Annotated in this window: 18 protein-coding genes and 2 tRNA genes; 3 read left to right on the top strand and 17 right to left on the bottom strand. The window is 65.9% G+C overall.

Annotated features, from left to right (window positions below):
- Nucleotides 1–34: 34 nt before the first annotated feature.
- Genes folD through CO669_RS14990 form a run of 3 tightly spaced genes read right to left on the bottom strand, consistent with a single transcriptional unit; the run spans nt 35 to nt 1579 of the window.
- Nucleotides 35–919, bottom strand: a complete 885-nt coding sequence (gene folD, locus CO669_RS15000) for a bifunctional methylenetetrahydrofolate dehydrogenase/methenyltetrahydrofolate cyclohydrolase FolD (RefSeq protein WP_097660569.1) — start codon at nt 917–919, stop codon at nt 35–37.
- A gap of 9 nt (nt 920–928) precedes the next feature.
- Nucleotides 929–1273, bottom strand: coding sequence for a DUF167 domain-containing protein (locus tag CO669_RS14995; protein ID WP_097660568.1), 345 nt, complete (start codon nt 1271–1273; stop codon nt 929–931).
- A gap of 15 nt (nt 1274–1288) precedes the next feature.
- Complete coding sequence (locus CO669_RS14990; RefSeq protein WP_097660567.1) at nt 1289–1579, bottom strand: YggT family protein; 291 nt, start codon at nt 1577–1579, stop codon at nt 1289–1291.
- Nucleotides 1580–1782: 203 nt separating this feature from the next.
- On the opposite strand from CO669_RS14990, the gene CO669_RS14985 reads away from it, so the two are divergent.
- A tRNA-Ala gene (locus CO669_RS14985) sits at nt 1783–1858 on the top strand.
- A 106-nt stretch (nt 1859–1964) separates the two neighbouring features.
- Here the strand turns inward: CO669_RS14985 and CO669_RS14980 are convergent.
- From CO669_RS14980 to CO669_RS14950, 7 genes are all read right to left on the bottom strand, one after another.
- A complete protein-coding gene (locus CO669_RS14980) occupies nt 1965–2777 on the bottom strand; it encodes an enoyl-CoA hydratase (RefSeq protein ID WP_097660566.1) in 813 nt (270 codons plus the stop codon).
- Nucleotides 2778–2875: 98 nt separating this feature from the next.
- The gene (locus CO669_RS14975; RefSeq protein ID WP_097660565.1) at nt 2876–3670 is read right to left on the bottom strand and encodes a glutamine amidotransferase; all 795 of its coding nucleotides are present in this window, start codon (nt 3668–3670) and stop codon (nt 2876–2878) included.
- Between the two features lie 125 nt (nt 3671–3795).
- Nucleotides 3796–4575 (bottom strand): SDR family NAD(P)-dependent oxidoreductase, encoded by a 780-nt coding sequence (locus CO669_RS14970; protein ID WP_097660564.1) that lies wholly within the window; start codon nt 4573–4575, stop codon nt 3796–3798.
- Between the two features lie 227 nt (nt 4576–4802).
- Complete coding sequence (locus CO669_RS14965) at nt 4803–5291, bottom strand: tellurite resistance TerB family protein (protein WP_097660563.1); 489 nt, start codon at nt 5289–5291, stop codon at nt 4803–4805.
- A gap of 161 nt (nt 5292–5452) precedes the next feature.
- The gene (locus CO669_RS14960) at nt 5453–6862 is read right to left on the bottom strand and encodes an adenylate/guanylate cyclase domain-containing protein (protein ID WP_097660562.1); all 1410 of its coding nucleotides are present in this window, start codon (nt 6860–6862) and stop codon (nt 5453–5455) included.
- A 51-nt stretch (nt 6863–6913) separates the two neighbouring features.
- The gene (locus tag CO669_RS14955) at nt 6914–8284 is read right to left on the bottom strand and encodes a cytochrome P450 (protein WP_097660561.1); all 1371 of its coding nucleotides are present in this window, start codon (nt 8282–8284) and stop codon (nt 6914–6916) included.
- Nucleotides 8285–8319: 35 nt separating this feature from the next.
- Complete coding sequence (locus CO669_RS14950; protein ID WP_097660560.1) at nt 8320–9696, bottom strand: hydrolase; 1377 nt, start codon at nt 9694–9696, stop codon at nt 8320–8322.
- Between the two features lie 136 nt (nt 9697–9832).
- Between CO669_RS14950 and CO669_RS14945 the strand changes: the two genes are divergently transcribed.
- On the top strand, nt 9833–11521 hold the full coding sequence (locus tag CO669_RS14945) for an MFS transporter (protein ID WP_097660721.1): 1689 nt from the start codon (nt 9833–9835) through the stop codon (nt 11519–11521).
- 113 nt (nt 11522–11634) lie between these two features.
- Here the strand turns inward: CO669_RS14945 and CO669_RS14940 are convergent, their stop codons facing one another.
- Both CO669_RS14940 and CO669_RS14935 read right to left on the bottom strand, forming a co-directional pair.
- Entirely contained in the window at nt 11635–11850 is a 216-nt protein-coding gene (locus CO669_RS14940) for a hypothetical protein (protein ID WP_097660559.1), read from the bottom strand.
- Between the two features lie 166 nt (nt 11851–12016).
- A complete protein-coding gene (locus CO669_RS14935) occupies nt 12017–12340 on the bottom strand; it encodes a hypothetical protein (RefSeq protein WP_097660558.1) in 324 nt (107 codons plus the stop codon).
- A 253-nt stretch (nt 12341–12593) separates the two neighbouring features.
- Here CO669_RS14935 and CO669_RS14930 point away from each other — a divergent pair, with 253 nt between their 5' ends.
- A complete protein-coding gene (locus CO669_RS14930) occupies nt 12594–13655 on the top strand; it encodes a polysaccharide deacetylase family protein (protein ID WP_097660557.1) in 1062 nt (353 codons plus the stop codon).
- Between the two features lie 73 nt (nt 13656–13728).
- Here CO669_RS14930 and CO669_RS14925 read toward each other — a convergent pair whose 3' ends face one another.
- The 5 genes from CO669_RS14925 to CO669_RS14905 form a co-directional block, all read right to left on the bottom strand.
- Nucleotides 13729–14112: a hypothetical protein gene (locus CO669_RS14925; RefSeq protein WP_097660556.1), complete on the bottom strand. Its 384-nt coding sequence runs from the start codon at nt 14110–14112 to the stop codon at nt 13729–13731.
- Between the two features lie 108 nt (nt 14113–14220).
- A complete protein-coding gene (locus CO669_RS14920; RefSeq protein ID WP_245444315.1) occupies nt 14221–15810 on the bottom strand; it encodes a F0F1 ATP synthase subunit delta in 1590 nt (529 codons plus the stop codon).
- Nucleotides 15811–15994: 184 nt separating this feature from the next.
- Nucleotides 15995–16070: transfer RNA gene (locus tag CO669_RS14915), tRNA-Thr, on the bottom strand.
- Nucleotides 16071–16166: 96 nt separating this feature from the next.
- On the bottom strand, nt 16167–17912 hold the full coding sequence (locus tag CO669_RS14910; protein WP_097660554.1) for a heme biosynthesis HemY N-terminal domain-containing protein: 1746 nt from the start codon (nt 17910–17912) through the stop codon (nt 16167–16169).
- A 36-nt stretch (nt 17913–17948) separates the two neighbouring features.
- On the bottom strand, nt 17949–19142 hold the full coding sequence (locus CO669_RS14905) for a COG4223 family protein (RefSeq protein WP_097660553.1): 1194 nt from the start codon (nt 19140–19142) through the stop codon (nt 17949–17951).
- Nucleotides 19143–19168: the final 26 nt, after the last annotated feature.

Below are 19168 nucleotides of genomic sequence, written 5' to 3'. Positions count from 1 at the left end.
TCCTCACCCCACAAGCGGGGGAAGCGAAGAATACCTACACCGCCGGCTTCGGCAGCCCCGCGATCGCGCAGGCCGCGCGTAGCGTGTTCACCAGGAGGCAGGCGACCGTCATCTGGCCGACGCCGCCCGGCACCGGCGTGATGGCGCCGGCCACTCCAAGCGCTTCCTGATAGGCGACGTCGCCCACGAGGCGCGTCTTGCCGTCCTCCTTCGGAATCCGGTTGATCCCGATGTCGATCACAGTCGCGCCCGGCTTCAGCCAATCGCCGCGCACCATCTCGGGCTTGCCGACCGCGGCGTAGACCAGATCGGCCCGCTTCACGAGCCCGGGCAGGTCGCGCGAGCGCGAATGCGCGATCGTCACCGTGGCGTTCTCGTTCAACAGCAATTGCACCAGCGGACGACCGACCAGATTGGAGCGGCCGATCACGATGGCGTTCATGCCCTCGAGCGAGGCGTGCACGCTCTTTGTCAGGATGATCGAGCCGAGCGGCGTGCAGGGTGATAGCGCCTGAAATCCGCCGGCGAGACGGCCGGCATTGTTCGGATGCAGACCGTCGACATCTTTCGCGGGGTCGATGGCGTTGATGACGGCTTCCGTGTTCAGCCCCTTCGGCAGCGGCAGCTGGACCAGAATGCCGTGCACGGCCGGATCGCCGTTGAGCTTTGCGACCAGCGCCAGCAGGTCCGCCTGCGACACGTCGGCCGGCAGCTTGTGCTCGAACGAGGCCATGCCGGCGGCCTGGGTCTGGGTGTGCTTGGAGCGGACATAGACCTCGCTGGCCGGGTCGTTGCCGACCAGAACCACCGCAAGGCCCGGCACCAGATTGTGCTCGCGCTTGACCCGGGCAACTTCGTCGGCCACGCGCGCACGGAGCTCGGCGGCAATGACTTTCCCATCGATGATCTTGGCGGTCATGTCAGTTCCTCAGTCTGTCGATTTGGCCGCAACGAGCTGGCGCAGGGCAACGCCGAGCCGCGCCGGATCGCCATCGACCGCGATCTGCTTCAGTCGCGAGGTGGCTCCGGACAGGAGCCTCACGCTGGCCTTGGGGACGCCAAGCGACTTTGCCAGCAACACCAAAACGGCCTTGTTGGCCTCGCCGCCATCGGCGATCGCACGCACCCGCACCTTGAGCACGTTGCGGCCATCGGCCAATTGCTCGATCCCGTCGATGTCGTCGCGGCCACCGCGCGGCGTCACCCGCAGCGCGATGCTGATTCCTGCGGCCGAATAGCGCCAAGGTTCCCCGAAGGTGTCTTTGGCAACCAAGGCGCTCCAGCCCGCTCAGATCACGTTCGGGTAGATGTAGTACAGGATCACCCGCTCGATGAACATGATGAGCAGGATCAGGATGATCGGCGAGATGTCGAGGCCGCCGAGGCTGGGCAGGAGATTGCGAATCGGCGCCAGCACCGGCTCGGTGATCCGGTACAGGAACTCTGCCACCGCCGACACGAACTGGTTGCGGGTGTTCACCACGTTGAAGGCGATCAGCCAGGACAGGATCGCGGACGCGATCAGCAGCCAGACGTAGAGGTCGAGCACGATGATGACGATGTCGAGAACGGCACGCATGGCGATTGAGGACTCTGGCTTTTGAAGACTTTGGCTGCGATCAGAATTGACGCCTTTTGCTAGATATCGGTTCCCCCCCTCCCAAACAAGGGAAGTCGGTGCCGGAATGGCTAAAACCCCCTTACACCCGTCCTTGACTTGACCTTGGCGGGGACTTAAATGGCGCCCGGTTGTCGGCCGCGTTTACCAGAGCGGCCAGCAAAGGGGCCATAGCTCAGCTGGGAGAGCGCGTCGTTCGCAATGACGAGGTCGGCGGTTCGATCCCGCCTGGCTCCACCAGCCTTCGCAGGCTGCGCCTGCTTCGGCTCGGCGAGCCCTCATGCGGCGAAGGCTGCCGCGGCGTAACCCGAAGGGGCGGAGCCGGGCTCTCTCCGGACTTTCCCCCCTACCTCCCCGTAAACCGCGGTGCCCGCTTTTCCATGAAGCTCGCCACGCCCTCGCGGAAATCGCTGCCGGCCAGCGCCACCATCATCTCGCGATTCGCCTCGATCGTGGCCTCGGCCAGGGTCTGGAACGGCACCTCGTAGAGCTGGCGCTTGATGACGGCCATCGCGCTCGGCGAGACGAAATCGGCGAGATCGCGCGCATAGGCGTAGGTCTCCTCGCGCAGCTTCTCCGGCGAGCAGAGCCGGTTGACCAGCCCGATCCGCAGCGCCTCCTCGCTCGAGACGCGACGGGCGGAGAGCAGCAGATCCATCGCATTGGGGTGGCCGACGATGCGCGGCAGCATCCAGGAGATGCCGTGCTCGGCGATCAGTCCGCGGCGCGAGAAAGCCGTGGTGAACACGGTGTTGTCGGCGGCAAAGCGCAGGTCGCAATAGAGCGCATGCACGAGGCCGATGCCCGCGGTCGCGCCGTTGAGCATGGCGATGACGGGCTTCCCGATCGACGGATAATAGCCATAGCGCGTTTGCCAGTCCGGGCGCCGGTTCATGTCGAACGGCGGCAGATTCGTTGCACGCCTGACGTCGTCGGGGTCGAGCCCCTTCAACGCATCCATGTCGGCGCCGGCGCAGAAGGCGCGGCCGGCGCCGGTGAGCACGATGACGCGGACATTGTCGTCGGCGCTCGATGCTTCCATGGCATGGCGCACGTCGCGCTCCATGATCGGCGTCCACGCATTCATGCGATCGGGCCGGTTGAGCGTGATGGTCGCGACCTTGTCGCTCACCTCGTAGAGGATGTGTTCGTAGGCCATGGCGCTCTCCCTGTGCTGCCGGCACGCGTTCACGCGCGCTCGTTAGCAATGAGCCTAGCATATCCAATGGTAAGGCAAGGACTTGCGTGAAGGCGCGATCACTCGGCCGCTTGCGCCAGCACCGGCCGGCGCGCCAGCCAGCCGTCGACGAAGTGATCGAGCCAGGCGCGCTCTGCGGCATCGTACACGGCACGATCCGCGAAGTGATGGTGCCGTTGCCGCGCACCGGGCGCGCTGAAGCCGTCATACCCGCGCGTGGTCCACCGATGCATCATCGCGTAGGTCACGTCGGGGTGAAACTGCACGCCGAACGCATTGCCGGTGCGGAACGCCTGCACCGGAAAATCATCGCCTTCTGCCAGCAGCTCCGCGCCGACAGGCAGATCGAATCCCTCGCGGTGCCAATGATAGACCTGCGCGGGCCAGGCCGGGCAGAGCGCGTGGCCCGCGGCGGTCGGGCGGATCGGGTAATAGCCGATCTGGGTCAGGGACTCCGCATGCGGCGCGACGCGCGCACCGAGCTGCATGGCGAGCATTTGGGCCCCTAGGCAGATGCCGAGAAACGGCCGCTGCTCGCGCAGCGGAATTTCAATCCAGTCGATCTCGCGGCGGATGTAGTCGTCGGGATCGTTGGCGCTCATCGGGCCGCCGAAGACCACGGCGCCGGCATGCGCATCAAGCGTCTCGGGCAGCGGATCGCCGAAACGGGGACGACGGATGTCGAGGGGATGGCCGAGCGCGCGGAGCGCGTTGCCGACGCGGCCGGGGGTCGAAGATTCCTGATGCAGGACGATCAAGACCGGTAACCGGCTTTCGGAGATGGCAGGGCTCGGCACCCTCTTTCGAAAGGGCACCAATTCTGCGCCACCAAACCTGTCCGTCCGGAACGACATGGCCTTTTGCGAGTGCTATCGGTTCAGACCGCCAGCATAGCTAAGCGATGGTTAACATCGTGTGAGTTCGCGCACACATCGAAAGTGAAGCAAGCTCCGGGCCACTACGGAAGCTGGGGACTTTTCTAATGCCGGCGCCTCTGGAACCGGCTCGTGGCGGCCAGGATGAAGCCGCGTGGGAAAAAGCGCAGCGCAAACGGCACAATCTTGATGCCGAGACCGGGCAGCACTGCCCGTTTGTTGGCCATCAGGCCACGATAAGCCTCTTGCGCGACATCGGCGGCCGAAACGTTGAGAAGAGCCGTATCGTGCTGCGATCCGACGCCGGCGCGCGTCTGGAATTCGGTGGGCACCGGGCCCGGGCAAAGCACGGTGACGCGAACGCCGCGCGGTGCGAGTTCGGCCCGCAGCGCTTCGGTGAAGGAAATCACGTAGGCCTTGGAGGCATAATAGACGGCCATGCCGGGACCGGGCAGGAAGCCTGCAACCGAGCCCACATTGAGAAGACCGCCCTTGTTCCTGATCAGCTGATCGGCAAAGCGCAGCGACAGATCCGTCAGAGCCCGCACGTTGACCTCGACGATGCCGATCTGCTCGTCCCGGTCGCGCTCGATGGCATCACCGAACACGCCGAATCCGGCATTGTTGACGAGGTGATCGAGCTCGACGCCTTCGGCCGCGAGCGCTGCTGCGATGGTCTCGCCGGCGGCGGGGTCCTCGAGATCGCAGGCGATCACGATCGGCTTCTTGCCGCCCCTGGCAGCGAGCTCGTTCGCAAGCGCCTCCAATCGATCCGCACGCCGCGCCGTCAATGCGAGACGATGTCCATTGGCAGCAAACACGCGCGCCAGCTCCACACCTATGCCCGCCGAAGCACCGGTGATCAACGTTACCCGCTCAGTCACGATCCAAGTTCTCTTGAATTGAAGTCTTTGGCCCGGCAATCGCTGAACGAGAGCATAAGCCGTGCGCGGCAGGCAAGCGGCGCTGGCGGCATGGCCGCTTGAGCGGGCCACAGGGGGTGCAGGAAAGACCGGTATTTGCAGGCGAATCCGCAAAAGCGCGGGGAGGGCGCGGCTTACATTAAAGTTTCGTCATGTGGCTCGCATCTCAGGCCACCGGCCGGGATAAGTCAGCCGCCGACGGCACCATCCTTCACTTGGCCGCCGACGCGCTCGGCCACCGCGTGCTTCAGCTCGATCCGGTCGCGCTGGGAAATCCCGAGCAGGTCGGAGGCGCGCCAGACGACGTTGTCCTCGAATTCGGTCACCTGGCCGTCAGCATAGACCAGCTGCCACATCATCCGGACGATGCGCTTGCGGCCCTCTTCGTCGAGCGAGCGCATGATGACGCTGGTGAAGTGATAGAGGTCCACCGCCTCGCCCTCGACCTCAGTGGCATCCGCGATCAGGCGATCCGCAGTGCCGTGATCGAGCCCGAAATGGCTTTCGATCAGGCTATGCAGCTTGCGCTGCTCGGCCGCCGTCGGCTGGCCGTCCAGCGAGACCACGTGGACCAGCAGCGCGGTTGCCGCCAGCCGATAATCGCTGTCACCGAAGGTGCGGTTCTGGTCGTTGGGGGCGACGATGTCGGCGATGAATTGGCGCAGGCCGTCGAGCATGAGATCCTACCGAAATCGATGCAGCCGCGAGGGAGGCGGCTGCTACCAGCATTATATGAGCAGGAAACCCAACCGGCGCAACGTGCGTCAGTTCCGCGCGCCGGATTACGTTTCGGCAATCTGCCCGTTGCGCATTGGGCGGGGACGACAGCTGAAATTCCTCACGGAATCTCGTAAACCACCATCTTGTCGGCGATGCCGCGCAGCGCGGCCTGCTTCTGGATCGGCTTGATCTCGCGCTGCTGGAGTAGTTCCGCAACCGCCGGCGCATCCAGCACGGGGCCGGTGATGTGGATCTCCTGCGCGGTCGACAGGCTCTGCACGCGGGCGGCGATGTTGACGGTCTGGCCGAAATAGTCCTGCCGTTCGTTGAGCATCACCGCGAGGCACGGACCTTCGTGGATGCCGATCTTGACGATGAGATCGTCGGTGCCGCGCTGCTCGTTGAGCGCGTCCATCGCCGCACGCATCCGCAGGCCCGCGACGATGGCGTGCTCGGGACGGACGAAGGTTGCCATCACGGCATCGCCGATGGTCTTCACCACCGCGCCCTTCTCGGAGGAGATGATCTCGAGCAGCGCATGGAAATGCGCGCGCACGAGATCGAAGGCAGCAAGATCGCCGACGCGCTCGTAGAGCGCGGTCGAGCCCTTCAGGTCGGTGAACAGGAAGGTCAGTGAGGTGATCTGGAGCCGCTGGTCGAGGCTGAGATTGTCCGCCTTGAACACGTCGCGAAATGTCTGGTTGGACAGCATCCGCTTGGCGGTGAGGAACGGCTTGCGCTTGCCGATGAGATGGTGGAGCGCCTCGGCCGCGATGAACACCGACGGCAGCACGCGCACGCCGGCCTGGTTCTCCAGCGACAGCCGCAGCGGGCCAGGCCGCATGGTCGTGGTCCCCGTCGGGGCCTGCACCTTGTTGTACATGATGGCGAGCTGCTGGCGGTCCTTGGTCGGCTCGCCCTGGACGTCGATGAAATGAGCGGCGTGCGTCACCGGCTCGAAGATGATGACGAAGTCACCAGGCAGTTGCAGCGACATGGTCGCCTTCTCGCCGGCCGGCAGCTCCATCGTATCCAGCGTCACCTCGTTCGCCAGTGTCGCGAACGATTCCTTGTTGAAGTCGACGCCGGAGCTCCAGAATACCTGCTTGAAATACTCCCACACCGGAAGCGTATCAGGATCGTGCGCCGCGATGCGCCGCACGCGCGGATTCACGGTGAAGGAGACCTCGACCTGATCGTCGACGGAGGCCTTGTAGCCGCAGGCGCAGAGCGCACAATGATAATCGTCCGGCTTGAGCGCCTTCAGGGTCGTGTGCGCGCCGAGCACGCCGCCGCAGCCCGGACACAGCACGTTCCAGCCGAGGTCGAACAGCCCCAGCCGCGCCGCGTGCAGAAAGGCCGAGATCGCGTGCTCTTCGTCGACGGCATGCTGCGTGGCGAAGTCGAGGACATTGACGCGGTTGAGCTCGTGATCCTCACCACGCTCGATGAGACGCGCGATCGCATCGGCCACCTTCGGATCGGCGGTCTGCTTGAGGACGGAAAACTGGGCCTGGATATCGCTCATGGCGCAACTCTATCTAGGGCGCATCACGCCGTCGGCCAGACGAGGGGCCTGTCACCGACGCGTGATGCGGAACATGGGTGAGTGGTCCGGCTGGGTCGTGACGACGCCCAGCGGGATTACGGGATTGGCCGTATCGGCAAGCTCGACGCGGAACGCGCCGATCAGCCGGGCCAGCGCCAGCACGGATTCGGCCTGTGCGAACGGTGCGCCGATGCAGACCCGCGGACCCGCGCCGAACGGCAGATAGGCGAAGCGATCGGGCGCTTCCTTCGACATGAAGCGCTTTGGAATGAACGCGTTCGGCTGATCCCACAGCTTCTCATGCCGGTGCAGCAGCCAAGGGGCGATCATGATGATGTCGCCCTTGCCGATCTCGACTCCGGCCGCATTGTCCTTCTCGCGCGCGGCCCGCGCGACCAGGAACGCCGGCGGATAGAGCCGCATCGTCTCCTCGATCACCGCGCGTGTGAATTTCTGTCGGTCGATATCGGCGATGCTGTCGAGATGCTCGCCGCGCGCCTCGGAGGCGACTTCCTCCTGCGTCTCCGGATCGAGCGCGAGCAGATAGAGCGCCCAGAACAGCGCCGTCGCCGTGGTCTCGTGACCAGCAAGGATCATGGTCGCGACCTCGTCGACGAGCTGCTCGTCGGAAAAGCCCTTGCCGGTCTCGGGATCGCGCGCCGCGTCCATGAGATCGAACAGGTCGCGCGGCGGCGCGCCGTCCTTCTTGCCGGCCTTGCGCCGCTCGGCGATCAGCATCGCGACGAATTCGGTCCAGCGCTTGCGGAAACGGGCGCGGGCAAAATCCATCGGGCTCGGCCACGACACCGGCAGCAGCATGTCGAGGAAATACGGCCGTCCGAGCCGGGCGGCATATTCCATGATGAAATTGCGCAAGGTGGCGCCGTGCTGGTCCATGCCGAACGAGAACATCGTGCGTCCCGCGATCTCCAGCGTCATGCGCTGCATGACCTCGCGCAGGTCGATGTCTTCCCCGGAGCGCGCCTCCAGCTTCGCGATGGTCTCGTCGAGCACCGCCGTCATGTGCGGAACGAGATTGGCGGTGGCGCGCGGCGTGAAGGCCGGCGCGAGGGTGCGGCGCTGAAACGTCCAGGAGTGACCTTCCGCGATCAGAAGGCCGTCGCCCAGCACGGGACGCAGCATGCGGATTCCCGCCGGCGTGCGCGTGTAGTTCTCGTAATTGGTGAGCAGGACATGCCGGATGGCGTCGGGCTGGTTCAGGATGAAACTGTCGTGGAGGAAGAAGCGGCCCTTGATGACGTCTTCCTCATAGGCGCGCTGCCCCCAGGTCGCGATCATGTTGTGCCGGATCACGGCAAGCCGGCCGAAGAACGACATGTCGTCGGGCGCACGCGGGGGAGCGGGAGGGATGATGGGCCGACGCACGCTGGCGATGTTCATGGCTCTCTCCCGCAAGGTGTGACGCAGGTCAATAGCTAGTAAGTCAGCTCGGCAATCGCAATCCTGTTCTCTTGGGCCGGCCAGGCTCGTGCCACAATCCGTTCTTCGCCGAACTGGACCACGATGTTACGCCCAACCTCGCTGATTGGAAGGCGCAACGTCGCTGCCGAATCCGTGGGCACGCCCGGCTTGACGTCGGCCGGCTCCTTGCCGTCGAACAGAACCACGTCCCGCGGCAGGCCGAAATAGCCGCGCGGACGCGACATGATCACGACCGCGCCGGCATCTTTGTCGGCGGGACCGAGCGGGCGCGCGGCGCGCAGATGCACGACGTCGGACGAGCGTGGGAAGGGCGAGCGATAGATGTGCGTCGTCGGCGCGTCCGGGGACGTCAGGACGAATTCGAGCGCCCAGGAAGGCTCGACCTGCGCCGGGCCCCAGCGCCCATCGGCGCCGGTCTTTGCGCTATGCACGGCGGCGCCCTTGCGCTCACCAGTATCGGGATCGACGCGGAAGATATCGACGGTTGCACCTGCCACCGGGCGGTTGGTCGACACGCCGCCGGGCGTGCCGGTGACGAGGCCGCTGAGCCTGACGGCCGGCTCCGGCACGATCGCTATGCGGGCGGGCTCGCGTCCCGCAATGAACTTGTAGATCTCGCGGAAGGCGCGCGGGTGGAACGCCACCTCGCGATGGTCGAGCGCACCGAGCACGAGATTGGTGGCGCCCTTCAGCTCCGGGCCTTCATTGGTGACCCCGGTCGGCGTACCCGGCTTGCCGATGAAGCGACCGTCGGCCTGCGCGTATTTGTCCATGCCGTCGCTGCGCAAGGTGAGGAAGGCAACGCCCGGCGTCACCTCGCTCTCGCCTTCGTTCAGGCTGCGCAGGAATGTGCCGCGGCCGTTGAACTCGTTGTTCGGCTGGTCGTCGGTCGCGAACACGCCGTGATTGGGCGTGCCGCACAAGACGGCGTGGCTGACATCGCCGGCGCCACCGTTCTTGATGACATTGCGGATCGCATAGCCGCCGCGCGAGCTGCCGACCAGCGCCACGCGGGACGCGCCGGTCCGGCGCTTCAGCTCGGCGATGGCAGCCGTGAGCTCGCGGCGCTGGTCCTCGGTCGAGGAACGGTTCGCCTGCTCGACCTTGTCGTCGGTACGCGCATTGGGATCGGTGAAGTTGATCGCCATCATGCGATCGTGCGCGATGCCGTTGGATTCCATCCGCCACAGCGTCGTCATCCAGAGCGCGTCGTAGTCGCCATTGCCGTGGACGAACAGGATCGACGGCGGCGGGTCCGGAGACAATGCAGCCGCCGGCGCTGATTGAGCCCATGCGCCCGTCCGCAAGCTCGCAATTGCGAAAGGCAAGCTGCCCGCCCCCTGCAGGATCGTCCGTCGCGACAGCTTCATCTGTTCCTCCCCGGCAAACCGCCTCTTTGCACCGCTTATAGCGGCCTAACCACTGGACAGCGAAGGACTTTCGCAGGCATCAAAGAATTCGCCGGAATCGCCTGCACCACTTCTGCCAGCCGATATGGAAGGGGATATGACCGAGCCGCCAAACCGTCAGAAAATGGCCGCCGACGGCATCACCGCGCCGCTGCGCTACACCGTGTTCCGGCGTATCTGGCTCGCCAGCCTGCTCTCCAATCTCGGCCTCCTGATCCAGGGCGTGGGCGCGGCCTGGGCGATGACGCAGATGGCGGCCTCGGCCGACCAGGTGGCGCTGGTGCAGACCGCCCTGATGCTTCCGATCATGCTGATCTCGATGCCGGCCGGCGCTATTGCCGACATGTATGACCGGCGCATCGTCACGCTGGTCTCGCTGATGATCGCGCTGACCGGCGCAACGGCGCTCACCGTGCTGGCCGGGCTCAATCGCATCAGCCCCGAATTGCTGCTGGCCTTCTGCTTCGTGGTGGGCAGCGGCAACGCGCTGTTCGGCCCGGCGTGGCAGTCCTCGGTCAGCGAACAGGTGCCGCCCGATGCGTTGCCTTCGGCGGTCGCACTCAACGGCATCAGCTACAACATCGCACGCAGCTTCGGTCCCGCGGTCGGCGGCGTCATCGTCGCGGCACTGGGCGCGGTCGCCGCCTTCGCCTGCAATGCGATCCTCTATCTGCCATTGCTGGTGGTGCTGCTGCTGTGGCGGCGCAACACCGAACCCTCCCGCCTACCGCGGGAAAAGCTCAACCGCGCGATGGTCTCGGGTTTCCGCTACATCACCAACTCGCCGCCGATCAAGATCGTGCTGTTGCGCACGCTGGTGATGGGCCTGATCGGCGGCGCCATCATGGCGCTGATGCCGCTGGTCGCGCGCGATCTGCTGCACGGCGGCGCCCAGACCTACGGCATCATGCTCGGCGCCTTCGGCATGGGCGCCGTGATCGGCGCACTCAACATCCACGAACTGCGCAAGCGCATGAGCGGCGAGGCCGCGATCCGCGCCTGCACCATCTCGATGGCGTTCGCGATGGCTGCGCTTGCCCTCAGCACCGAGCCGGTGCTGACGGCGACGGCGCTGGTGCTGGCCGGCGCGGTCTGGATGGCCGCGATCGCGCTGTTCAACATCGGCGTGCAGCTCTCGGCGCCGCGCTGGGTCGCCGGCCGCTCGCTCGCGGCGTTCCAGGCCTCGATTTCCGGCGGAATCGCGATCGGCGCCTGGGGCTGGGGCCATCTCACCGACTATGCCGGCGTCGAAATTGCGCTGCTGACGGCGGCCGGCCTGATGCTGATCTCGCCGCTGCTCGGGATCTGGCTGACGATGCCGCGCGTCGGTGCCCGCAACGAGGATGCCGACGTCTTGGCCGATCCCGAGGTGAAACTGTCCCTGACGGGTCGCAGCGGCCCCCTGGTGGTCGAGATCGAATATCGCGTCGCACAGGACAACGCGCGCGCGTTTCACAACGTCATGCAGGACGTGCAGCTCTCCCGGCAGCGCAACGGCGCCTATGGCTGGTCGATCGCCCGCGACATCGCCGATCCGGAATTGTGGACCGAGCGCTATCATTGCCCGACCTGGTTCGATTACTTGCGCCAGCGCAACCGCTCGACCCAGTCCGAACGCGCGCTTCATCAACAGGCGATCGGTTTCCACATCGGCCCGGACCCAGTGCGGATCCGCCGCATGCTCGAGCGCCCGTTCGGCTCGGTGCGCTGGAAGGACGAGACGCCGGACAGCGCAAGCGCGGAGGTGTTGCCGGTGGTCGCGACGGCGGCGGGAAGCAGCACGTAGACCTCTGGTCATCCCGGGGCGCGCCGTCAGGCGTGAACCCGGAATCCATTTATCTCAAGAGTTGGTGGCTCGATCGATTCCGGGCTCGCGCTTCGCGCGCCCCGGAATGACGATCACTGCCCGTGCTCGGTCAGCACCTTGTCGCAGCCTTTGCTCAGCTTGGTGCGGTTCTGCTTCAGGCAGGCGAGCACGGCGCCGTCGCCATTGTTCATCACCGCGCGGCAGAAGCGCGTGACGTCGCGCGCGCAGGCATCATGGCCGGGCTGCTGTTGCGCTGACGCGGCGGACGCGCACAAGAGCAAAGAAATAACGAAAAGAAATCTGGTCATCGCTTAATGCCTCTTACCCGGAAAGACGTGCGGGGAAGCTAGTGCGACGATCCCGCACCTGCAACGGCTTTATTTCCAAGCGGGAGGCGTGCCGCCGCGTGGCCCCGGCTTTGGCCGGGGCACATCGCGAGGGGAGCTGACCAACGCAACGATGTCGTTGCGCGCGTTACTGGCTGTCCTGGGCGTCAGCGACCTTGCGCGAGGCGCCCTTGGCGAGATCCTTGTCCATCACCGCGCGGCAGCCGGCGCTGAGATCGGAGCGATGCTTCATCATGCACGCCGTGATCTTCGGGATGTTGGGGATTTCCGACGAGCACAGGCGGAAGGCATCGCCGGTGCACATCTGCTGAGCCTCGGCCGAGAAGGCGAAGCTCGAAGTCGTCGAGACCAGCGAGACGATGGCGGCAAAGCCGAGGGCCAAGCTGGTGTCGCGGATCCTGGCAGAGAAGGACTTGGTATTCTGCGACGTGGCGTTCAGCGACTTGGTCATTTGAAGCTCCCATTGGCACCGTCGCAACGGCGCCCGTTGTTGATGGGAACTACGATGCTCCAGCAAAACCGTTTCCACTGTGATGACGATCACGGGAGACACGCCTTCTGTGACCTCCGTCACTTTGGCGCACCTGCCTGAAATTCCTCCACAACCGCCGTCGTGTTGGTGTCACGTTAACTGTTACTTCGCATTAATGGCTCGTCGCGCGGGAAATTCCGCAGGTTTGGTTGCGTAATTGGAAAGAGTAGCGATGCGTAATGCGTTGGGCCTGATGCTGGCCAGTGTAGTTGCGGCGGTCGTGATCGCCGCCGGCGGTTGGTTTTTTTATTCCTCGCGCGCCGACCAGGGCGCTCCCAAGACAGTTGCAGCCCGTGCCGCCGATCCATTGCCGGCACCAGCGAAGCTCGCCGCCAGGGATGACGTCGAGACCACAGCGGCAGTCGCGGCCAGGCCGGCGGCACTTGCCCAGGCACCCGCGCCCATGCCTGCTCCCGTCATGCCGGTGCAGCCGAAGCAGGCCTGCGCCAATCCGAATGCGCTCGGTGTCTCCCGCGTGGTCGAGATCGACACCACCGGCGGCCCCGGCTTCGGCTTCGATCATTTCAAGCAGTTCGACTTCCTCACCGACAAGGAGGTCGTGCTGACCTTTGACGACGGTCCGTGGCCCGTGAACACGCCGAACGTGCTGAAGGCGCTCGCGGACGAATGCACCAAGGGCCTGTTCTTCTCGGTCGGCAAGCATGCGACCTATCACCCGGAAATCCTGCGCCAGGTGCTGGCCCAGGGCCACACGGTGGGCACGCACACCTGGTCGCATGTCAATCTGAACGGCAAGAAGATGACCGAGCAGATGGCCAAGGACGAGGTCGAGAAGGGCGTCAGCGCGGTGAAATTCGCGCTCGGTGCCAACCCTGCGCCGTTCTTCCGCTTCCCTCAGCTCCAGCATAATCCGGCGATCGTCAGCTATTTCGGCACCCGCAACGTCGCGATGTTCTCGACCGACGTCGACTCCTTTGACTTCCGCAAGGGCGCCACGCCGGAAAAGATCATCGAGACGGTGATGACGCGGCTCGACAAGCTCGGCAAGGGCATCATCCTGATGCACGACTTCCAGAAGAATACCGGCATCGCCCTGCCGGCGCTGCTCGCGCGTCTCAAGGCCGGCGGCTACAAGGTCGTACAGATGAAGGCCAAGACGACGCTGCAGACGCTGCCGGAATATGACGAAGCGCTGATGAAGGACATGAAGGTGCCGACCGCGAGCACGAACACGCGTCCGATCTCGAGCGTCGTGCAGACGGTGTCGCAGTAAACGCCATCGCGTCCAATCCGAACTCTTGCGTCATGGCCGGGCTTGTCCCGGCCATTTGCTTTTGGCGAGCCGTTTACCAATAGATGCCGTGGCGGTGCAGCTCGCTGATGATGCGGCGCTCGGTCCAGCGCTTGGACTTCGGCTTGTCCGCCCTTGCCGTCTTCCTGGTAGCGGGCTTGGTTGTCGCGACCGGCGCCGGGGTCGGCGGCGGCGCGGTTACCGCCGGAGCGGCCGGCGCAGAGAGCGACACTGCCGGCGGACGGTCCGAATATTTCGGCGCCTCCGTCGCCGGCGCAGCTTCGCTCGCCTGCGGCGTGGACGTGGTCGCCGAGGTCGGTGTGGTCAATGGCGCGGGAGCCTGAGCGCCCGCCGCCGACAGCGACAGGCTGCGGGAGCCGTCTGCCTGGGCAGAGCCGGAAGCCAGGACCATGGCGGCAACCAGAATGATCTTGCGCATGTGAAATCTCCCCGTGTTTGCGTACCCGGGATACTACGGACGCCGTTCTGGAGATTAAGTGATTGGCCTCACATAAGCGCGGTACATTTTCGAACCGGCATGCCGCGGTCAACACCCGCGTCGATAGACCCGCACGCTCACGTCCGGAAAGCTCATGCTGTCGAGCAGGCAGAGGCCCTTCTCCGCGTCCATGCGGGCGATCAGCTCGTCGCCAACGCGCGGCCCGACCAGCGTGTGCTGGATCGAACTCGAGAGCACCAGAATCTCCGACCGCAACAACGCATCGCCCGTTTCTTGCGCGCTCCGATAAAACAGCTCGTCGCGGATGACGAGATTCATCTTCGCCCGCGCCGCGTAGAGCTGGATGGTCGCCGACGTCACCGGATAAGGGCTGGAGAAGCCGACATAAAGCGGGCCGGGCGTTTGCGGCTTGATCTCGCGCAGCAGGGACCAGAGCCGTTCGGTCGCGAGGCGGATGCTCTCCTGCTGCTGCGCGCTCAGCGGCGTCGCCGTGCTGATCTGACCGACGACGACATGTCTGAGGAAGAGTTGGAGAACAAATGCAAGCGCCAGCACCCGGCCCGCCGTGAGGAGGTAGCGGCGGATCTCGTTGCTCAAGCCGAGGCGGGCGAGCAGCTCTTCGATGAGCGCCGCACTGGCGCACCCATTGAGGACCATCGCGACGACGAACAGGCCATAGAACATCGCACCGAAATAGTAGGTCTTGATCGCCGCGACGGAGGGGATGGCATAGGCGATCAGCACGGACACGAGCAGGACAAGGGCATCGCGCAGCGTTGCGCTTCCGCAGATCGACGCGAGCACTAGGCGTAGCAGCATCAGGCCGGTCCCGATGGCGAACCAGTAATGCAGGCCGAACTGGCCTTCTCCACCGATCGAGAAGCGTAACAATCCAACCCAGAAACCTTCGCCCGTCGTCCAGAGATCGCGCTGGCTGACAAACACCAGGAGGATGTAGGTGACGGTCTCGACCATTGCGGGTCCGATCAGTACGGCCGCGGTCGCGATCAACGGCAGCACGAACCACACGAGCACGCTGAGTGCAGTCCGGAGCGACGGGCGCAATCCGCCGGCCTGGATACAATCGACGACCAGCCGGATCGCGAATGCGCTGCCGAGCAGAGCGAGCGCAGCCGGGAACGATGTCGGCTTGATGCTGGCGGCGAGTGCGCAGGCAACGCCGAGGCCAGCCCGCGACCAAGTGCTGCGCCGGAGCACACCGCGGTAGACGATGGCTCCCGCAGCAAGACCGACGGCAAGCCCCGAAGGCAAATCGGGACGTGCCTCGGTGACCGTGTGCCACAGCACAGGCACGCAAGCCGCCGCGACCAGACACGATGCGATCTCGAGAACCGGCCGTCGTCGAACGAGCCGGACGATCCCGATCAGGAAGCCGAAGACGATCGCGGCATGAACGAGATAAGGACCGACATAAGTTTCGGGAAACAACCAAAAACCGGTGGCCGCCACCAGAGTCGAAAACGGCGCATGGTGATGCAGCAAGTCCGAGATGCTGCCGGCGACGCCGCGACTTCCAAAGGCATTCACCCACCTGACCGCGTCGCCGAAATAGGAGACGTCGTCATAAAGCGGAGGAACGGATAGCCGCCCGTGCAGCCGCGAGGCGTCGAGCGATCTGGAGGCGACGACGGCGGTGATGCCTGAGGCGAGAATCACGAGGCCGGCGATCCGCAGCCATGCGCCCCAATCCGTTCTGGCCCTCGTCTCCGTACCCAGCACTTGCCCCGTCGCGCGCATTTCATCGGCAGCGCATCGTAGTGACACAAGGGCGGAGCGCAACGCGCGAGCCGGCCTCAGTGAGAAGACCGCAGGCGTGTGAGGGCCGGGAAAATCGAGGCGCTGGTGCCGCAAGAGGGATTCGAACCCCCGACCCCGTCATTACGAATGACGTGCTCTACCGACTGAGCTATTGCGGCGGACCCTGCCGGAGCCTGATGCCGACCCCGATACGCGCGCTCCTGATATCGGGCATGGCCCGAATTGGCAAGGACAAGCCGGCTTCGAATTGGGGCTCACGCGCCCCAGCGGGACCAGAACCCGCGCCAGCCCCCGGCCTGGGCCTTGGGGGTGCCGATTTGTTCCGTAAATTCATCGCTCGGACCCTCGTCATCGATCCCGGGATCGTCCGGAGCGCGGACGATCGGGATAACCGCGGGAATCGGCGCTGGTGCGGGTTTGCCGATGTCGGTCCGGGTCCGAAACACCGGCGTTGCCGCCGGAGGCGATGATTCGGCGGCCTCGGGAGCCGGTTGGACCGACTCGGCGGTCACAACGGCGGGCTCTTCCTTGGTCTCGGGGGGCGAATTGTCCTGCGCGGCCGACACCGGGGCTACGGCGGGGGTTGCCACGGGCGGTTCCACCTGGACTTCGCTGGGAGGAGCTACCGTCACCCGCTTCGGCGGCGGCGCAGCCAGCATGGCTTCCTCGAAGGCGGAGGATTCGATCGTGGCGCTCCTGTCCGAGGGCAGGCTGGCGACCGGCGTCTGCCACTGGAAGGCATCGAGGCGGCCGGTGACCGGCGAGACCGGGCGCCAGCGGTCGCTGACATAGCCATCCGCAGTCCAGGCGGGATCGTGGCGGGCGCGCACCGCGCGCAAGGTCCAGGCGCGAGCACGGCCGCTATCACCATGCTCGGCGCGTTCGATCTCCGCCATCAGCAGCGCCACGCGCTGGGTCGGATCGTTGACGTAGGGCGCCAGCACCGCCCGCGCGCGGGCGAATTCGGAGGCATCGATCGCGGCACGCGCGATCGCGAGCTGGCCCTCCACGTGCCCGGGCTTGTCGGCCGATGTCTTGGCCGCGAGCGTCTCGACGCGCTGCAGGCGCTGCCGCGCGGAATCGCCGAGCTTCACATGGGCATAGGCCTCCGCGAGATCGGGATGCGGGTTGGCGAGCCAGGCGGCCTCGACCAGCTTCATGGCACGGCGCACCTGGTGCGCCTCGCTCTCGAATTTGGCGGCGAGCACCGCCGCCGGCACCAGGGACGGCGCCAGCTTGATTGCTTCCATCACGCTCTCGCGCGCGACGTCGCGGTCCATGGTCTCCAATTCCAGCGCCCGCGCCGTGAGCAGCACGCCGCGCTGGCGGCGGTAGGCCGGCTTGTCGATCAGGCCCGCGGACAGATTCGAGTCCAGGATCGCCAGCGCACCGCTCCAGTCGCCGCGCGCGCAGCGGAAGCCGAGCACGGCGTGCGAGGCCCAGGTCGAGGACGGCGACAGCTTGATCGCTTCCTCCGCGATCATCACGGCGCCGACCGCATCGTCGGCGCGCTGCGCCTCGATGAACAGGCCGCGCAGGCCGAGCAGGCGCGTGTCCTCGCGCTCGGCCATGGCGCGGAAGACGCGCCGCGCCTCGTCGCGATTGCCTTCGAGCTGCGCCGACTGCGCATGCAGCAGCAGCGCGAGCGGATCATTCGGTGCATGCCGCCGTGCCGCCTCGGCGTGACGGCGGGCGAGCGCAGTGTCGCCATGACCGATCGCAAGCAGGCCGTGCGTGATGGCGTGGCGTCCCCGCGCGTGGCGCTTGTCGTGGCGGCGGCGCCGCAAGCGCCCCGGCGTGCGCCAGACCGTCGCCACGATGCTCCAGAGCAGCACGACGGCGGCGGCAAACAGCCCAAGCAAGAACACGAATCGGGGAAGCGTCGTCGAGACGCGGAAACCACCCGCGGTCAGGACGAGATCGCCCGGCTGGTCGGCAACCCAGGCCGCGCCGGCCGCCGCCAGCGCGATCAGGACGAGGAAGAAGACGATGCGAAGCATGGCGATCCCTATTACGCGCCGATCGTTGCGCGAATCTTATCGAGCAGATTTGGCGAGATCCGCCATGGCATCGTCGGCGAATTTACGAGAGGCGGCGAGCGCGGCGTCGCGGGCCTCGGCCTTGTCGAGCCAGGCCTGCGCCGGCACGCGATCGGCCTCCGGCAGCGTCTTGAGCTCGCGCCGCGCTTCCACGAAATCATTGCGGAGCGCCGCCGCCGTCACCCGCGCGACGATGGCGCCGCGATCGTTGCCGATCCCGTCGGTGCGCTCAATGCGGACGAGTTTCGACGCACCTGCCTGGAGACGCTCGACGATGCCGGCGTTCGCAGCCGGGGCTTCCGCCGGCGGCGACAGTTTCGGCACGATGTTGAGGAGCTCGCGGCTCAGCGCGACCGGGGTCGGGATGCCCGACGATGCAAACACATCAAGCGGCTTCAGCATGTCAGGCTTGGCGGCGAGCGAACGCGCTGCGGTCAGCTGCGACTGATAGGGGTCGCCATGTCGCACGGCGACGTCGAGCAGGGCCGCCGCCACCACGAAGCGCAGCGGCTTGTCATCACTCGCTTTTGCATCGGCGATCTTCTCGCCCTGCTGCGCGAGCTCGGCCCGCTCCGTCTTGCTGGCGCGTTCGAGCTGCGCGATGCGATCGTTGAGGGCGGCAAGGTCGGACGTGGCCGCAGGGGACGCCGGTTTCGTATCGTTCAACGCGCTTGCGGCCTTGTCGGACTGCGCACGCAGATTGGCGATGTCGCTGCGCAAGCTGCTTGCCGTCTTCTCCAGCGCGTCGATCCGTGCCGCCATGGCCGGATCGGCGACGGGCTTGCCGGCCCTGGCTTCGACCGCGGCAACGCGGCCGCCCAGCGCGTCGACCGTGGCGCTCGTGACCTCCGGCGCGGCGGGCGGCGCCTGCACGGCGGGCCAGCCCAGTATCCAGCCGATTGCGATCACGACTGCCGCGGCGACGGCGCCGGAGAACGGCGCGACGACCCAGGGCGAAATCGGCGCAGCGGGAGCCTGCGCTTCAATGCGCTCCGGCTCTGCGTCAACCTGGTCGGATTTCGCCTGCTCCGGCTCGGCGTGCTCCGGCGCAGGCGGGGCCTCGGACTCGACCGCCGGCTCCCGCGGCTGGGTCGAGACTTCAGTGGCTTCGAGGTCGATGGTGGGCGGAGTGCGCTTGGCACGACCACTGTCGGGCGCCAATCCTGTGTCTTCAGGCTTGTCGTCGGCCATCGTGACGGTTCCTCACACTTCCATAC

The sequence above is a fragment of the Bradyrhizobium sp. Y36 genome, assembly GCF_002531575.1.
Taxonomy (GTDB): Bacteria; Pseudomonadota; Alphaproteobacteria; order Rhizobiales; family Xanthobacteraceae; genus Bradyrhizobium.
The sequence above is the reverse complement of the archived record's forward strand: the minus strand, read 5'-3'. Positions and strand labels throughout refer to the sequence as shown.

Coding starts and splice junctions, on each gene's coding strand:
- CO669_RS14935 (WP_097660558.1), bottom strand. CDS start 12,340: ATGACCAAGTCGCTGAACGCCACGTCGCAGAATACCAAGTCCTTCTCT.
- CO669_RS14905 (WP_097660553.1), bottom strand. CDS start 19,142: ATGGCCGACGACAAGCCTGAAGACACAGGATTGGCGCCCGACAGTGGT.
- CO669_RS14975 (WP_097660565.1), bottom strand. CDS start 3,670: ATGTCGTTCCGGACGGACAGGTTTGGTGGCGCAGAATTGGTGCCCTTT.
- CO669_RS14925 (WP_097660556.1), bottom strand. CDS start 14,112: ATGCGCAAGATCATTCTGGTTGCCGCCATGGTCCTGGCTTCCGGCTCT.
- CO669_RS14965 (WP_097660563.1), bottom strand. CDS start 5,291: ATGCTCGACGGCCTGCGCCAATTCATCGCCGACATCGTCGCCCCCAAC.
- CO669_RS14930 (WP_097660557.1), top strand. CDS start 12,594: ATGCGTAATGCGTTGGGCCTGATGCTGGCCAGTGTAGTTGCGGCGGTC.
- CO669_RS14955 (WP_097660561.1), bottom strand. CDS start 8,284: ATGAACATCGCCAGCGTGCGTCGGCCCATCATCCCTCCCGCTCCCCCG.
- CO669_RS14940 (WP_097660559.1), bottom strand. CDS start 11,850: ATGACCAGATTTCTTTTCGTTATTTCTTTGCTCTTGTGCGCGTCCGCC.
- CO669_RS14960 (WP_097660562.1), bottom strand. CDS start 6,862: ATGAGCGATATCCAGGCCCAGTTTTCCGTCCTCAAGCAGACCGCCGAT.
- folD (WP_097660569.1), bottom strand. CDS start 919: ATGACCGCCAAGATCATCGATGGGAAAGTCATTGCCGCCGAGCTCCGT.
- CO669_RS14950 (WP_097660560.1), bottom strand. CDS start 9,696: ATGAAGCTGTCGCGACGGACGATCCTGCAGGGGGCGGGCAGCTTGCCT.
- CO669_RS14910 (WP_097660554.1), bottom strand. CDS start 17,912: ATGCTTCGCATCGTCTTCTTCCTCGTCCTGATCGCGCTGGCGGCGGCC.
- CO669_RS14945 (WP_097660721.1), top strand. CDS start 9,833: ATGACCGAGCCGCCAAACCGTCAGAAAATGGCCGCCGACGGCATCACC.
- CO669_RS14990 (WP_097660567.1), bottom strand. CDS start 1,579: ATGCGTGCCGTTCTCGACATCGTCATCATCGTGCTCGACCTCTACGTC.
- CO669_RS14980 (WP_097660566.1), bottom strand. CDS start 2,777: ATGGCCTACGAACACATCCTCTACGAGGTGAGCGACAAGGTCGCGACC.